This is a genomic window from Neorhizobium populisoli, from assembly GCF_019430945.1.
Lineage (GTDB): Bacteria > Pseudomonadota > Alphaproteobacteria > Rhizobiales > Rhizobiaceae > Neorhizobium > Neorhizobium populisoli.
Window position 1 is genome coordinate 536,961 of the sequence record NZ_JAHYCB010000004.1, and the last position, 14,646, is coordinate 551,606.

Annotated in this window: 16 protein-coding genes; 6 read left to right on the forward strand and 10 right to left on the reverse strand. The window is 60.1% G+C overall.

Features of this window, described 5'->3' with window-relative positions; genetic code table 11:
- Nucleotides 1-4 precede the first annotated feature (4 nt).
- The 7 genes from KX729_RS13610 to KX729_RS13640 form a co-directional block, all read right to left on the reverse strand.
- Nucleotides 5-766: an SDR family oxidoreductase gene (locus KX729_RS13610; protein WP_312991014.1), complete on the reverse strand. Its 762-nt coding sequence runs from the start codon at nt 764-766 to the stop codon at nt 5-7.
- A gap of 148 nt (nt 767-914) precedes the next feature.
- Complete coding sequence (locus KX729_RS13615) at nt 915-1,598, reverse strand: ABC transporter permease (RefSeq protein WP_219742995.1); 684 nt, start codon at nt 1,596-1,598, stop codon at nt 915-917.
- Nucleotide 1,599: 1 nt separating this feature from the next.
- Nucleotides 1,600-2,271 (reverse strand): ABC transporter permease subunit, encoded by a 672-nt coding sequence (locus KX729_RS13620; RefSeq protein ID WP_219742996.1) that lies wholly within the window; start codon nt 2,269-2,271, stop codon nt 1,600-1,602.
- Nucleotides 2,264-3,634, reverse strand: a complete 1,371-nt coding sequence (locus tag KX729_RS13625) for a M20/M25/M40 family metallo-hydrolase (RefSeq protein WP_219742997.1) — start codon at nt 3,632-3,634, stop codon at nt 2,264-2,266. Before KX729_RS13625 ends, KX729_RS13620 begins: the two co-directional genes overlap by 8 nt.
- Nucleotides 3,635-3,706: 72 nt before the next feature.
- Nucleotides 3,707-4,486 carry a transporter substrate-binding domain-containing protein gene (locus KX729_RS13630; RefSeq protein ID WP_219742998.1) on the reverse strand — a complete coding sequence of 260 codons (780 nt, stop codon included), beginning with the start codon at nt 4,484-4,486 and terminating at the stop codon, nt 3,707-3,709.
- An 80-nt stretch (nt 4,487-4,566) separates the two neighbouring features.
- A complete protein-coding gene (locus KX729_RS13635) occupies nt 4,567-5,700 on the reverse strand; it encodes an aminotransferase (protein ID WP_219742999.1) in 1,134 nt (377 codons plus the stop codon).
- Between the two features lie 26 nt (nt 5,701-5,726).
- Nucleotides 5,727-6,668, reverse strand: a complete 942-nt coding sequence (locus tag KX729_RS13640) for an ornithine cyclodeaminase family protein (protein ID WP_219743000.1) — start codon at nt 6,666-6,668, stop codon at nt 5,727-5,729.
- Between the two features lie 121 nt (nt 6,669-6,789).
- On the opposite strand from KX729_RS13640, the gene KX729_RS13645 reads away from it, so the two are divergent.
- The gene (locus KX729_RS13645) at nt 6,790-7,359 is read left to right on the forward strand and encodes a helix-turn-helix domain-containing protein (RefSeq protein ID WP_219743001.1); all 570 of its coding nucleotides are present in this window, start codon (nt 6,790-6,792) and stop codon (nt 7,357-7,359) included.
- Between the two features lie 125 nt (nt 7,360-7,484).
- On the opposite strand, the gene KX729_RS13650 is transcribed toward KX729_RS13645, so the two are convergent.
- Nucleotides 7,485-8,711 (reverse strand): MFS transporter, encoded by a 1,227-nt coding sequence (locus KX729_RS13650; RefSeq protein ID WP_219743002.1) that lies wholly within the window; start codon nt 8,709-8,711, stop codon nt 7,485-7,487.
- Nucleotides 8,712-8,834: 123 nt separating this feature from the next.
- Between KX729_RS13650 and KX729_RS13655 the strand changes: the two genes are divergently transcribed.
- On the forward strand, nt 8,835-9,428 hold the full coding sequence (locus tag KX729_RS13655; RefSeq protein WP_219743003.1) for a TetR/AcrR family transcriptional regulator: 594 nt from the start codon (nt 8,835-8,837) through the stop codon (nt 9,426-9,428).
- 236 nt (nt 9,429-9,664) lie between these two features.
- Nucleotides 9,665-10,366 (forward strand): TylF/MycF/NovP-related O-methyltransferase, encoded by a 702-nt coding sequence (locus KX729_RS13660; RefSeq protein WP_219743004.1) that lies wholly within the window; start codon nt 9,665-9,667, stop codon nt 10,364-10,366.
- Nucleotides 10,367-10,432: 66 nt separating this feature from the next.
- Here the strand turns inward: KX729_RS13660 and KX729_RS13665 are convergent, their stop codons facing one another.
- A complete protein-coding gene (locus KX729_RS13665) occupies nt 10,433-10,924 on the reverse strand; it encodes a MarR family winged helix-turn-helix transcriptional regulator (protein ID WP_219743005.1) in 492 nt (163 codons plus the stop codon).
- 308 nt (nt 10,925-11,232) lie between these two features.
- On the opposite strand from KX729_RS13665, the gene KX729_RS13670 reads away from it, so the two are divergent.
- The 3 genes from KX729_RS13670 to KX729_RS13680 all read left to right on the forward strand — a co-directional run bounded on the left by KX729_RS13670 (nt 11,233) and on the right by KX729_RS13680 (nt 13,494).
- On the forward strand, nt 11,233-12,204 hold the full coding sequence (locus KX729_RS13670) for a 2-hydroxyacid dehydrogenase (protein ID WP_219743006.1): 972 nt from the start codon (nt 11,233-11,235) through the stop codon (nt 12,202-12,204).
- A gap of 29 nt (nt 12,205-12,233) precedes the next feature.
- Entirely contained in the window at nt 12,234-13,046 is an 813-nt protein-coding gene (locus tag KX729_RS13675; protein ID WP_219743007.1) for a class II aldolase/adducin family protein, read from the forward strand.
- Between the two features lie 76 nt (nt 13,047-13,122).
- Nucleotides 13,123-13,494 carry a hypothetical protein gene (locus tag KX729_RS13680; protein WP_219743008.1) on the forward strand — a complete coding sequence of 124 codons (372 nt, stop codon included), beginning with the start codon at nt 13,123-13,125 and terminating at the stop codon, nt 13,492-13,494.
- A 119-nt stretch (nt 13,495-13,613) separates the two neighbouring features.
- Here KX729_RS13680 and KX729_RS13685 read toward each other — a convergent pair whose 3' ends face one another.
- Nucleotides 13,614-14,597 (reverse strand): Bug family tripartite tricarboxylate transporter substrate binding protein, encoded by a 984-nt coding sequence (locus KX729_RS13685; RefSeq protein ID WP_219743009.1) that lies wholly within the window; start codon nt 14,595-14,597, stop codon nt 13,614-13,616.
- Between the last annotated feature and the right edge of the window lie 49 nt (nt 14,598-14,646).

Here is a 14,646-nt window from a genome sequence, read left to right on the forward strand (position 1 = left end):
AATCTCAAAGCGCCGCCAGAATGCCGCCGTCGACGTAGAGAACCTGCCCGTTGACGAAATCGGACGCCGGAGAGGCAAGGAAGATTGCCGCGCCGGCCAACTCACCCGGCTGGCCCCAACGCGCCGCAGGCGTACGGTTCTTCACGAATGCGTCGAAGGTCGGATCATCCATCAGCGCACGGTTCATCTCGGTGGCGAAATAGCCGGGTCCGATGCCGTTGACCTGGATGTTGTGGTGGCCGAGCTCGGTCGCCATGCCACGCGTCAGCATCTTCAATGCACCCTTCATCGTCGTGTAGGGCACGATCGTCTTGCGGCCGACTTCGCTCATCAGCGAGCAGATGTTGATGATCTTGCCCTGGCCGCGCTCGATCATGCCTGGCAGCACGGCCTGCGAAGGCAATACGGCGCCCATGACATGGGTGTCGAACATCCGCCGCCACGTCTCGGCGCTGTGTTCAAGGAATGGGGCGCGGATCTGGATGCCGGCATTGTTGACGAGGATATCGACGGCGCCCAGTCCCGAGAACGCCTCATGCAGTTCGTCGCTCTTGGTGATGTCGCAGGTGATCCCCGCCGCATCATACCCTTCCGCCTTCAATTGCCGGACCGCTTCGGATAGTGCCGCCTCGTCGCGACCATTCAGCGTCACGCGGGCGCCGGCCGAGGCAAGGCCTCGCGCCATGGCAAGCCCCAGACCACGGCTGGAGCCGGTCAGAAGTGCATGACGTCCGGACAGATCGAAAAGGGGATGCTTGTTGGTCACCGAAAACTTCTCCCGCATGGTCCTGATACCGGCATGGGTGCCGGTCAGCTATTGCCTAGCCAGTCGGCCGGATTGAATGTGGCTGACGACCTGAGGAAGGTATAGCCGCGATGACCCGGAATGGGGAAGCGTGATGTTCCGGTTCCCGTCAGCGGCCGGGAGTGGTGGTCCTCGTCTCGATAAACCTGAAAATCCTGCCGAAGATGGCGCCGAGAAGGAGATAGATCGCACCGGCGATCAGGAACGTCTCGAACGGCGCATAACTTTTCGCCACGAAAACGCGGGCGGCCCCGGTCATCTCCATGACCGTGACGGCGCTGGCGAGTGTCGAACCTTTCATGACGAGCACAAGCTCGTTGCCAATCGCCGGCAGGATGGCGCGATAGGCCTGCGGCAGGATGATCTTCAGCATCAGCACGCCGGAGCAAAGCCCGAGAGATCGGCCAGCTTCCCATTGTCCGGGCGGCAGCTGGCGGATCGCGCCGGCCAGCAGCTCGGCTGCATAGGCGGCGGAGTTCAGGCCGATGGCCAGGATGGCGCAATAGATCGGGCTGCGCAGCATCGGCCAGAGAAAACTCTGGCGAACGGCCTCGATCTGCCCCAAGCCGTAATAGACGATGAAGAGCTGCACGAGCAGCGGGCTGCCACGGACGAGAAATGTATAAGTCGAGGCGGGAACGCGAAGCGCCTTGCCTTTCGCGTTGAGGGCCAGCGCCAGCGGCAATGCCAGAACCTGACCGAGCGCGAAGCTAGCGAGCGTAATCGTCAGCGTCAGGATGAAACCGTTCTTGACGGCCAGGAATGCAGGTAAAAACAGCTCGAAGGACAGCATGTTACCTCAGATGTACGGTGAGGCGCGTTTCATACGCCTTGAAAGCCAAGTTCGAGACGGCTGTCACCATTACATAAAGGCCCGCGGCTGCCAGATAGAAGGCGAGCGGCTGGTGCGTGGCGCCGGCCGCGACCACAGATTTGCGCATCAGCTCTTCGAGGCCGACAACGGAGACGAGCGCGCTTTCCTTCAGGGTGACGAGCCACTGGTTGCCGAGACCGGGCAGGGCGCGCGCCATCATCTGCGGCAGGATGACGAGGTGGAAGGCGCGCGGCCGGCGGAAACCGAGCGAAAGTGCGGCCTCCCATTGCCCGGACGAAACGCTTACCAGCGCGCCGCGCAGGATTTCGGTAAGATAGGCGGCCGCGACAACGGCGAGCGAGACGATACCGGCCGTCAGCGCATCGACTTCGACATATTCTCCGACGAGCTTGGTCAACAAGACCGTGCCGCCGTAGAAGACAAGGAAGATGACCAGAAGCTCCGGCAGCCCCCGGATCAGCCCGACATAACCCATGATGATCCTGCGAGTGATCGAGTTGCCGTAGACGGCAAGCGGCGCGAGCACTGCTGCGATCAGGAAACCTAACAGAAAGCTTGCCACGCCCACGATGAGAGTGATTTCCAGCCCCTGAAGCAGCTGACCTCGATACTGCAGCAGCGCGTCAAGCATCGCCGGCATTCCCCCTGTTCGTGCGGACGGCATCGCAGAGAGCCGCGAAGAAGTCAGCAGAAAAGCCGATCATGTTCTCGAAATGGGAGATCAGGATATTCTCGTCCGGCGAATGCAGCATCGCGCCGTGATGGGTCAGCCCCGCGCCGAAAAGCGTCGCGCCCAGCTGGTGCACAAATGGATAGGCAAGGCCGGATGCCGCCGAACTTGGCTGGATCACCGCCGGGCGGCCGAACCATTTTTCCAGAAGGGCGGCGCCGAGGTCGACCGCGAAATGCGACGGATCGCTGCGTACGCCGATGACCTCCGCATCGAGGATCTTGATCGAGATATCGTCGAAACCCTTGGCATCGAAATGTTTGCGCAGGAGATCGGCGATATGCATCGGGTGCTGTCCCGGCACGAGGCGGAAATCGAGCTTGGCCATGCCGGTGCAGGGAAGCACTGTCTTGGCACCTTCGCCGCCATAACCGCCGTGGAACCCGTTCACATTGAGGCACGGCTCAAGATTGATATGCTTGTAGTAGTTTTTCCCGTCGACGCCCTGCAGCAGGCGGCGTCCGCCGGTCTCAGCTTGCAAATCTTCCAGTGGGAAGGGAGGCGAGGCGACCAGCTCCAGGCTTTTCGCATCAGGCTGCACGACGTCGTCGTAAAAGCCGTCGATGAGAATGCGGCCCGAAGCATCGCGCAGCGAGGTGATCGCCGCGGCAAGCCGCCAGAGCGGGTTGTCAAAAATCGCGCCGAGGCTCGAATGCAGGTCGGCCCGGGCGGTGCGGCATTCAAGCTCAACAGCCAGAATGCCCTTGAAACCCATCAGCACGATTGGCCGGCCGGATTTGTCGACCTCGCCGAATTCCCACCAGCAAAGATCGGCCTTCAAGTCGGGGAATCGTTTTTCGAGAAAACGGGTCAGAGATGGGCTGCCGATTTCCTCTTCGCCCTCGACGATCCAGATCAGCTTGTACGGCAAGGGCTCGGGATGGGCCGCACGGAAATCGCGCCACCCGGCAAGTCGGCTGACGAATTCGCCCTTGTCGTCGGCCGATCCGCGTCCGTACAGCCGGCCATCGCGTTCCGACAGTTCGAAAGGCGGCGCGGTCCAGAGATCGACCGGATCTTCCGGCTGCACGTCGTAGTGATTGTAGATCACCAGCGTGAACGGCCCGTCACCCGTTTCGCCCACCACGAAGGGGCCGACATCGCCGAGATGGATTTCGGTCTTGAAGCCGGCCTTGCCGAGCAGCAACGCGACTTTCGCCGCGCAGGCGTCAAGCGCCTCGCCGCGGGCGCTGACTGAAGGAATGGCGACGAGTTCCGCGAGGTCTTGCCTGGCGGCGGACAGGGTTTCCGGTGAAACGGGCATGATTTCTCCTGTGCGGGAGACGGCCTTGGGGAGGTGGTTTGCGGGGAGGCAGCGAACCGCCTCCCTGACGGCTCACTTCTTGGAGACGTCGTAACCGAACCATTTCTGAGCGATGGTCGAAACCGTGCCGTCCTTCAGCATGGCCTGAACGGCGCCATCGACCTTTGCCTTCAGCTCGGCCTTGCCCTTGCCCATGGCAACGCCCTGGCCCTTGCCGAATTCGGCAAAGTCGGCGCTAGTCAACAGCGGACCGGCATAAACGAGCTTGATCGCACCGCGATCCTTGACGAGCGGTTCCCAGGCGGAGCGTTCCATCAGGCCCGCATCGATGCGGCCGGCGACGAGGTCGTCGGCGATTTGGTCAGGACGCTCGTAGACGCGCACGTCGGCGCCCGGGAAATGCGCGCGGACGACCTGTTCGTGGGTCGTGCCGGACTGGATGCCGATCGCGGACTTCGCAAGCGCCTTGGTGATGTCGGCGGCCGATTTGGCGGAAGCGGCGGCACTGCCCGGCGCGACGACGATCGCGTTCGGGGCATCGGCGTAGGCGGCCGAGAAATCGACCTTCTGCGAGCGTTCTTCGTTGATCGAAACGCCGGAGATGACGAGGTCGAACTTGCCAACCTGCAGGCCGGGCAGAAGGCCGTCATAAGCCTGGTTCTGCCAGTTGCAGTTGGCGGCGATGCGCTTGCAGATCTCGTCGCCGACATCCTTGTCGAAGCCTATGATCTTGCCGTTGCCATCGACGGATTCCCACGGCGGGTAATCGGCGCTGGTGCCGATGCGGAGGTCAGCGGCGCAGGCCGCTGTTGCGAGCAGCGAGAGGCCGAGCGCGAGTGTCAGTCGTTTCATGTGGTATTCCCCTTTTGTTGGAAACGAGTTGCTTCAGCCGCACACGTGTATGGGCGGCCGAAATATTCGAAAATTGATGATCAGGAGGCCGAAGCGGCAAATTCCTTCAGGAACTGCGAGATACGGCCGAGGCCTTCACGAAGGGCTGCTTCCGGGTTGGTGTAGCCGATGCGCAGATAGCCTTCCATGTCCATGGCGCTGCCGGGCGTCAGCATCACACCGGTCTTTTCGAGTAGCCCGATGCAGAATTCTTCCGACGAGATCGGCAGGTCGTATTTGAGAAGCGCGGTCGTGCCGGATTTCGGTTTGATCCAGGAAATCAGCGGTTCGCCATCAACCCAGTCGGACAGGATAGCGAGGTTGGTGCGGGTGATCCGGTGGCTGCGGGCAAGGATCTTGTCCTTGTTCTCAAGCGCGATCGCCGCGAAATAGTCGTCCAGCATGCCGACCGAGATCGTGTTGTAGTCGCGGTGGATGGAAACGGCATGGATCAGTTCGACCGGTGCGACGATCCAGCCGAGGCGCAAGCCGGCCAGCGAATAGGTCTTCGACATGCTGCCGGTGCTGATGCCCTTTTCATACAGGTCGGCGATCGAGGCGGTCATGCCGTCTTCGCCTTCCTGGTCCGTGCCGCGATAGACCTCGTCGCAGAGGATCCAGGCACCGCAGGCCCGGGCGATCTCGACGATCTGTTCCAGATAGGCACGGTCCATCAGCGAACCGGTCGGGTTGTTGGGGTTGTTGATGGCGATCAGCTTGGTGCCGGGCGTCGCGAGCCGCTTCAGTTCCTCGAGGTCCGGCAGGAAGCCGGTCGCTTCGGTCAGTTTCAGGATCTGCGTATCGGCGCCGATGCTTTCGGGAATGGAATAATGCTGCTGATAAGTCGGGAGCACGGAGATGACCCGGTCGCCGCGCTCGACGAGCGTCTGGTGCACAAGCGCGTTGGCACCGATCGCACCGTGCGTAGTGACGACGTTTTCGAGCTTCTGGTTCTCGTAAAGGCCGGCCACGAGATTGCGCAGCCGCACGCTGCCCTCGATCTCGCCATAGGTGAGCTTCATCGGCATGAGCTGCTGGGCGATATCGTTGGTGCCGGTAAGGTCGAGCAGTTCGGCGACGGTCAGCGACTCGACGCAGGTTTCTGCGAGGTTCAGCTCGCACCTGGTCTCGTATTTGTTCATCCAGATCTCGACGCCGAAATTGCGGATCTTCATGGTTATTCTCCTCAGATATGATGGTTTCAAGCGCGAGCGGCTGCGAGCAGCGCGACGGCAGCCGAGATGTCTTCGAGACCAAGGCCGATAGAGCGGAAGAAGGCCGGTCTCTGACGGGACGGAAGTTCGGCGCGGCCGGCGAGCAGTTCCGGAAGATCGCCCTTCAGCGCGCCGATGCTCCACTGGTCTGCCGCAACGGCAAGCTTCATCTCGCCAGCGGAAGCGGGCGTCGTGGCGCGGTAATCGCAATAGACATCGAAGCCCTGCAATGCTGCCGGATCGACCTCATGGGCGTTTGCGACATTGGTGCTGATCGAGGTGACGACCGCCGCTTTCGACAGCGATTTCGCATCGATCACCGGTTTGCCGGAGGAGGTGCAGAGCAGCACGACATCGGCGCCCTCGACGGCCTTGTCGGCATCCGCATATCGTGTCACCGGCACGCCGCTTGCGATCGAATCCGGGATGTCCGTGCGACGTTCGACATTAGGTGAGGCGATACGGACTTCTTTCCACGCGCGGATGTTTTCCGCGTAGCGCAGATGCGCCATCGCGACCGGCCCGGAGCCGACGATCGCCAGCACGGAAACATCCTCGGCAGCAAGGACATCGGCGGCAATGACCGACGTCGCAGCGGTTCTTTCCGTAGTGAGCTTCTTGGAATCGCAGAGCAGGACAGGCGTGCCGGTTTCCATCGAAATCAGCAGCGTCCAGGCGGTCACCAGCGCCTTGCCGTCGCCGGGAATATAGGGGGAAAGCTTGGCGCCGAAGACCTTTTCATCCGCCAGCACGCCGAGATAGGTGATGAAATCGCCGGCATCTTTCGGAAAAAGGCTGAGCGTCTGCGGCGGCTGCACGGCGTTCCCATTCGCCAATGAACGGAACATACGTTCCAGGACGGAGCGGATATCGACCTTCGGAAGAAGGGCTTCGATCTCGGCCTGCCCGAGAACGATCGGTTGCGTCATTGCCTGCCTCACCTTTACATGCGGGGCAGGCCGAAGGCGCAAGTGAACGCTCGCGCATCATCGTGGAAGCGCGGTCGAAACGGCTGTTGAACGGTCTGCCCAATAAGAGTAAAAGGAGCCTATGAGCAATATATTGCACAGTCAAGAGCGACGCGATGTGCTGGCACATGTCTCCGGAAATCTTCGCCGGTTAAGGCAGGCATCGGGTATGAGCCAGGTCGCACTTGCGGAGGCGTCCGGCATCAGTCGCCGGATGATTGTCGCCGTCGAAGCGGGCGACGCGAATATCAGCCTTTCCAGCCTCGACAAGCTGGCGGAGGCCATGGGCGTCGGTTTCGTCGATCTGGTACGGGATCCTTCGCGGACCTCTTCGACGGATATCAATGAAGTGACATGGCGCGGAGCCGGCCCAGCAAGTGCAGGCATCCTGCTCGGCACAGCTCCCGCGGCGCATGAAACGCAGATGTGGCTCTGGTCTCTGGAACCGGGCGAGACCTACGATGCTGAGCCCGACCCGCACGGCTGGCATGAGATGATCTTCGTGACGGAAGGCGTGCTGACGCTTGTCCTGAACGGCTCGACGAAGGATTATCCGGCAGGCAGTTTTGCCATTTACAGTTCGGCCCAGGACTATTCTTACAGGAATGGAGGCTTGGAGATAGCCAAGTTCCTCCGCAATGTCGTCTCCTAGAACAACGAGCTCGGTCTGGCGAATCCGGTTTTCCCCATAATTGAAAAGGGCGACGGCATATCTGCCACCGCCTTTTTTGTCCTCACATCGAGCCCGCTTTAAAGAAGAGGTCGGATAGTGTGACGTCACTCGGCCGGCTGTGCCAGTGGCGCGGCGCTCGATGATGCGCGCTCTCCGGAAAGGCTGCGCTGGCCAAGGGCGACGATGACGACTGCCGACAGGCTGGCGACGATCGAGACCCAGAAGCCGTTGCCTGGGCCGAAGTTGTCGACCACCCAGCCGGAAACGAAGGCGCCGAGCGCCATGCCGATGCCGATACCGGTCATTACCCAGGTGACGCCTTCCGTCAGCATCGATTCCGGTACGCGGCGCTCGATCAGGCCGAAGGCGGTGATGAAGATCGGCGAGATGGCAATGCCGCTGACGAAGACGGCAAAGGCGAGCAGGGCAACCGAAGTGGTGGCGGCCAGAAGCGGCAGGGCGGCAAGCGCAAGCACGCTGACGGCGATCAGCAGCTGACGCTGTAGCGCCATCTTGGGATTGATCGCACCAAGGATCAGGCCGAGCACGAAGGAACCGACGGCATAGACGCCGATAACGAGGCTCGCGGCTTCAGGCTGGCCGAGCTGTTTGGTGATCGCCACGGCGCTGACTTCCGCCGTTGCGAAGGTGGATCCGACGAAGATCAGGGCCAGTGTAATGATCTGGACCGGGCGCAGCCAGATTGCGGACCGCTGCGGACCGCCGATTTCGACCGGACTTATCTTGGGTTCGGTCGAGCGCTGCAGGAGGAAGGCAAGCGTGCCGACCGCCATGAACGCGGTGCTGATGATCATGCCCGCTTCCGGGAAGAGGGAAACGGCAAGGCCGACTGACAGGGAGGCGCCTGCGATATAGACAAGCTCGTCCGCCGAAGACTCGAAGGCGAATGCCGTGTTCAGCTCGGGCCGGTCGCGAAAAATCTCGGTCCAGCGGGCGCGCAACATGGCTGGAATGCTTGGCATGACAGCGGCGAAGAGAGCAGAAAGGAACAGCGTCCAGGCCGGCCAGTTTTGGTTTGCCGCGACGATCAAAGCCGCGAAGGCGATGACGGAGACGATCGTGGTCGGGATGAGGATGGCGCTCTGGCCCATCCTGTCGACCAGCCGGGAGATCTGCGGCGAGATGACGGCATTGGTGAGTGCGAAGGTCGCCGAGACGGCGCCGGCCAGCCAGTATTCGCCATGTGTCTGGGAAAGCATGGCGACGATGCCGATCGGGGCCATCGCCAGCGGAAGGCGGGCGAAGAAACCTGCGGCTGAAAAGCCTTTGGCACCTGGAGCCCGGAAAATTTCTCTGTATGGATTGGACATCGGGATACTCCTTGTTAAGAGGAAGTCGCCACATACATACGCAGCGTATGTTGACGAGATAATTGCATACGCTGCGTATGTCAATTAATATACGCAGCGTATGTGAAGATTATGGAGAAAATGATGCGCAAGCCCCGCAGTGAAATGATCGCCGAGACGCGGGCAAAGCTTCTGGCGGCCGGCCGCAAGGCGTTCGGAAATGTCGGATATGCGGAAGCGTCGATGGACGACTTCACGGCCGAAGCCGGCCTGACGCGCGGCGCGCTCTATCATCACTTTGGCGACAAGAAGGGACTGTTTGCGGCGGTCGTGAGCGAAATAGACGCGGAGATGACGCAACGACTATGCGAAATCTCGGCCAAGGCACAAACCCGCTGGGAAGGGTTCGTCGAAGAGAATGTCGGTTATGTCCGGATGGCGCTGGAGCCGGAAATTCAGCGCATCATGTTTCGTGACGGGCCGGCCGTGCTCGGTGATCCGTCCCAGTGGCCGAACGCAAATGGCTGCATCGCGGCAGTCGCCCGCAGCCTGGACAGCCTGAAAGAAGATGGCGCCATCGTCGCTATCGATTCCGAAGCATGTGCCCGATTCGTCAATGCGGCGAGCAGTGGCGCTGCCCAGTGGATCGCCAATTCCGACAATCCGGAGGCAACCTCGGTCCGTGCCGTCAAAAGCTTCCGGACATTCCTCGCAGGCTTGCGGGCCGACAGGGGCTGAGGGGCTTCGCCTGCATCGGTCTCGAGCGCCCACATAAACGGGAAAATAATGTGACTCCACAGCCTTGAGTGCAGATTTAAGCTTCTACATTTGACGTTTGCCACCCATTTCTACCTTTAGATGCTTGCGATCCGGAAATGATCGCAACCTCCGTGCAAGCTTGAACCCCGATCCTCATTACCGCGTGTCGTATATCGCGATCCGCGTTTTTCTTTAAGATTTGGGGGGCAGATATAATGTCGGTTCAGCTTGATTATTTCGCCGACGGCGTCGGAACGGCAGGAAAAAATCTCAGCCATTTCGCCAGGGAACCTTTCGCAAGCGCGGCTCTTGCGGCTTCGGAAGGAAGTGCCGGCGTCTATGCCCAAGGAATCGTCGATGTCAGATGGCGGCAACATATCGCCTGCTGGGCAGCCAAGAACGGCCTGGGGCTGGAAGGCGATTTTGTGGAATGTGGCGTCAATACCGGCCTGATGGCGATGGCCGTATGCAAATTCCTCAATATCGACAAGACAGACAAGAAATTCTATCTGTTCGATACGTATGAAGGTATTCCGATCGAGCAATTGCATGTCAGTGAAGTCAAACTCGCTGAAAGTCACAATAAGCTTTATTATACAAACGTTTATGGAAAGGCAAAAGAGAATTTCCGACCCTATAAGAACACGGTCATGGTGAAAGGCATCCTGCCTGCGACGTTGTCGGAGGTGAATATCGAGAAAGTCGCCTATCTTTCAATTGACCTCAATCAGGTCTTTGCCGAAAAAGCGGTTATCGAGGCGCTCTGGGACAAGCTGTCTGTCGGCGCAATGGTGTTGATCGATGACTACGGCTTTATGGGGCACGATCTCCAGCATAAGATGTGGAACGAGTTCGCCGTCAAGCACGACAAATACATTGCGAGCCTGCCCACCGGCCAGGGTCTCATCATAAAGTAGCCGTTAGGTGGACGACCGCCATTCTCTTGTCGAGCCGCCGGACATTTCGACCGGCGGCAACAGGCTTCATTCCGCTTTCGACGCTTCTTCCCGTTCCCGCAGATTGCGGGCGATCATGCGACAAAGATCGCGAAACTGCTGGTAGCTTTCCTGCGGCAGGAAAGAGAAGACGTCACGCTCCACCGTATCGGCAGCGGCGTCACAGGCCTTGATCATCCGCTTGCCTTCCGCAGTCAGGCTCATGCGCAGGATGCGACGGTTCGCCGGGTCTTCCTTACGAACGATGAGATTACGGCGCTGCAGGCCGCCGATCAGCTCATTCATCGTCTGCGGCGTGACGAAGAAGCGGCGGGAAAGTTCGGCAGAGGAAAGACCGTCCCGGCTGCCGATGACGCTCAGAACGGTGTACTGGATACCGGTCATCTGGAGCGGCGCAAGCCCGGCCTCCAGGCGGCTCCGCACCGCATGGTTTGCCTGGTTCAGGAAATAGATGGCGCGGGGATGCTGCATTGCCCATTCGGAGCCGCCCGCGTCTTCGGACTTCACGTCTTCAGCCATCACGATCCGGTAATCCCTTCTCTTAAAACGGTTATATGTTCGGCGTAACCGAGAAAACGCGCCTGCACAAGCCGGCACGCGGGAAACCCTCAACTTACTGTGGAGCAGTGATCGGCAGTAGAGTGGCCGGGATATTCTTCGGCTCTACGCACGGAATATCCAGAATCGCATGCTTACATGGCTGCGATCCGTCGATGATGAATTCCGTTCGTCATCGACATAAAACGCTATCTTGATCGCAGGGAGCCGTATAATGTCTATGCCAAGAAACCGATAGAAATTGCGCCCTGGGGGAGGGGCATCGTTTCGTGGCGTCTCAAAAGCATATCCGCATCGTCATTCTGACTGCCGTTCTTCCGGCTTCTGTTGTCGCAACGCTCGAAAGCATGGGCGGGCGACGTATGAGTGTGGAGGAGGTGCGATCCGGCGGATCGATCCGGGATGTCGAGGTTCTGGTCACCGATCCGGGTGTTGGCGCCAGCGCCGACGTGCTGATGCGGTTTCCGGAGTTGAGGCTGGTCGCCTGTTACGGCATTGGTATCGACGCGATTCATATTTCCACTGTGAAGTCGCGAGGCATCGGCATCTGCAATACGCCGGGTCTGTTGACGGAAGATGTGGCCGATCTTGCCATGGCGCTGATGCTGGCCTCCGCCCGCGACATTGTTCCGCAGAACCAATATGTCCGCGATGGGCAGTGGACGACGATAGCGGCAAAGGTGCCGCTCAGCCGGTCGCTGAAGAACAAGGCGATCGGCATTGTCGGGCTTGGCAATATCGGCACCGCGATCGCCGAACGCGCTAGCGCTTTTCGCATGCGCGTCTCCTATCACGGCCCGCGTCAGAAGCCGGTCGACTACAGCTATATGCCGGATCTTATCGCGATGGCCGCCGAGAGCGATTTTCTCGTCGTCGCCAGCCGCGGTGGCGAAGATACGAAGGGCATCGTCAATCGGCAGGTGCTGGAGGCGCTGGGTTCGACCGGTACGCTGGTCAATGTCTCGCGTGGCTCGATCGTCGACGAGGCGGCGCTGATCGACGTGCTGGAGACCGGAAAGCTCGGCTTTGCCGCACTCGACGTCTTTGCCGCGGAGCCGAACGTTCCGGAACGGCTACGAGCGCTCCCCAACGTCATCATGACACCGCATCAGGGCAGTGCCACGGTCGATACCCGCCTCGCCATGGCCCTTTTGCTGGTCGACAATGTCGCCGCCTATTTCTTCGGTGCGCCGCTGCCGACGCCGGTGCTTCCGATCGCAATCTGGGCTTTCGAGCTTTAGCGAAGCCCGACAACAGGGAGGGAACCAGAATGGCATTCCAGCGTCACGTTATCGGTCTTGCCGGGCAGGACGGCACCGAAGAGGTTGTCACTGAATTCGACCGCTCCTCGATCAGCGATGAAGAATGGGCCGTGCGGGTCGATCTGGCCGCCGCCTATAGGCTTGCCGCCTTCTACGGTTGGGATGATCTGATCTACACCCATATCTCCGCGCGTGTTCCTGGCACGCACGATCACTTCCTGATCAACCCTTTCGGCATGGCCTTCGACGAGATCAGGGCGAGCAATCTCGTCAAGATCGATCACGAGGCGAAGATCATCGGCAAGTCGGATTATCCGGTGAATGGCGCCGGCTTTGTCATTCATCACGCCGTCCACAAGGCGCGGCCGGAATTGAACTGCGTCATGCATCTGCATACCGAAGCCGGCATGGCGCTTTCCATGCTCGATTGCGGCCTGCTGCCGCTGTCGCAGCATTCGATGTTCTTCTACAACCGCATCGGCTACCACGGTTATGAAGGCTTGGCGCTTAACATGGAAGAGCAGGAGCGGCTGATCCACGACCTCGGCCCGCACAAGAACATGATCCTCAAGAACCACGGCACGCTGACCTCGGGCGAAACCGTCGGTGAGGCTTTCGTCTGGACCTTCTGGCTGGAAAAAGCGGCCCGCGCCCAGCTCGCCGCCATGGCCGCTCAGCCGCATGGGTTGACCGTCCCGGAAGAGAAGATCGCCGAGCTGACGGCGCATATGTACGAGATGTCGCCGGCGAAGCCGGGGCTGAAGGAATGGCCGGCGATGTTAAGGAAGCTGGACCGGATTGATCCGAGCTATCGCGATTGAGGAATGATCCGATTGGGCCGGAGTTGCAGTGATTGCTAATTCCAGCAATCTTCCCCGGTGAATCGGAGTGAGCTCAGTGAGCAAATTGGCTTGGATAGGCAGCGGGATTTTGCTGTGGCTCGCCACGCAGACGCTGGCAGTGATGCTGGCTGGGGCAGGGCATGACTGGGGGATGCCTATGTGGGTTTCCATTCCACTGATTGCACTTTATCCGTTGGTGCTGGTCAGGGTTTCCGCGCCTGATAAAAACGCGCTCCTGGTCGATGCCTGCATTATTGTCGCTGCCGTGGCACTTGATGCATGTCTGACCGCCAATCTCTTTATGGAAGAGCGAGCCTATTTCCTGCGTGTCTGGACGACCGGACCGGCCGTTGTTGTAGGCTGGGTCGCGTTATGGCTGATATGGAATGCGGCCTGCGTCGTTTCATTGGCAAGGAAAATACAGTGAAAAGCCGACGTTACCGCCGGCTTTTTTAGGCTTTTACGCCCCCTCGCTTTGCCTCAGGGGCGTTCGTTCCTGCAATCGATTTTACTGGATCGATTGCCCGGGCTATGCCCGACCAATACTTACTGCTGCGGAATCTGTGCGATGGAAACGTAGTCCTTCCATTCGGCGATCGTCTTCAACATCAGAGCCTGGGACTCCGCCGGGGTGGAGATATACGGATCGCCGCCCTGATCGGCCAGGAACTTCTGGGTTTCCGGCTGCTGCAGCACGCCGTTGAACCAGCCGTTGATCTTGGTGACGATCTCGTCCGGCGTGCCCTTGGCAACCATTGCACCCCACCAGCCGAGCTGGTCGACATCGACGCCCTGTTCCTTCAGGGTCGGAACGTCGGGAGCGCCCTTCATGCGTTCCGGTGAGCCGACGCCGAGCAGGCGGAAGCGGCCTTCACGGGCCTGAGAGAGAGCGAAAACCGGGTCGTAGGAACCGAAATCCATAGCGCCGCTGGTGATGTCGTTGAGCGAGTCGGATGCGGTCTTGTACTGGACCGAAACGGTCTCGAGGCCAGCCTTCTGCTTGTAGACTTCGGCCATGACCTTGCCGGACGTGGCGTTGACGGCGTAGGAGCCGCCGTCACCCTTTGCCTTCATGGCAGCGGTCAGTTCCTTGAGGTCCTTGTAGGGCGCGTCCTTGGCGACGGCGATCATAAAAGCCTGCTTGTTGATCGTTGCGATCGTCATCAGGTCCTTGCCGACGTCGATCGGCGGCTTCTTCATGATCCACATGTTGCCGGCAATCGAGTTGCCCGAGTGGACGAAAATCGTGTAGCCGTCCGGCTTGGAACGGGACGTATATTCGGCGGCGATATTGCTGAGCGCGCCCGGCTTGTTTTCGACGATGATCGTCGCGCCGGCGGCCTTGGAGACCTTGTCGGCGAAATAACGGACGAGAACGTCGGCGCCGGAGCCGGCCGGGAAGGCGCAAACGAAAGTGATCGTCTGTTCCGGATAGGCAGCCTGGGCCGGGGTTACGGTCGCAACCTGCGCAACTGCCAGCAGCGCCACGGCGGCGGTGGCTTGCGCGATCTTCTTAAGCCATGTCTTCACTTTTCGTCTCCTATGGCGGTTAGTAAGGGTCCCTGCGAAGAACCTGCCA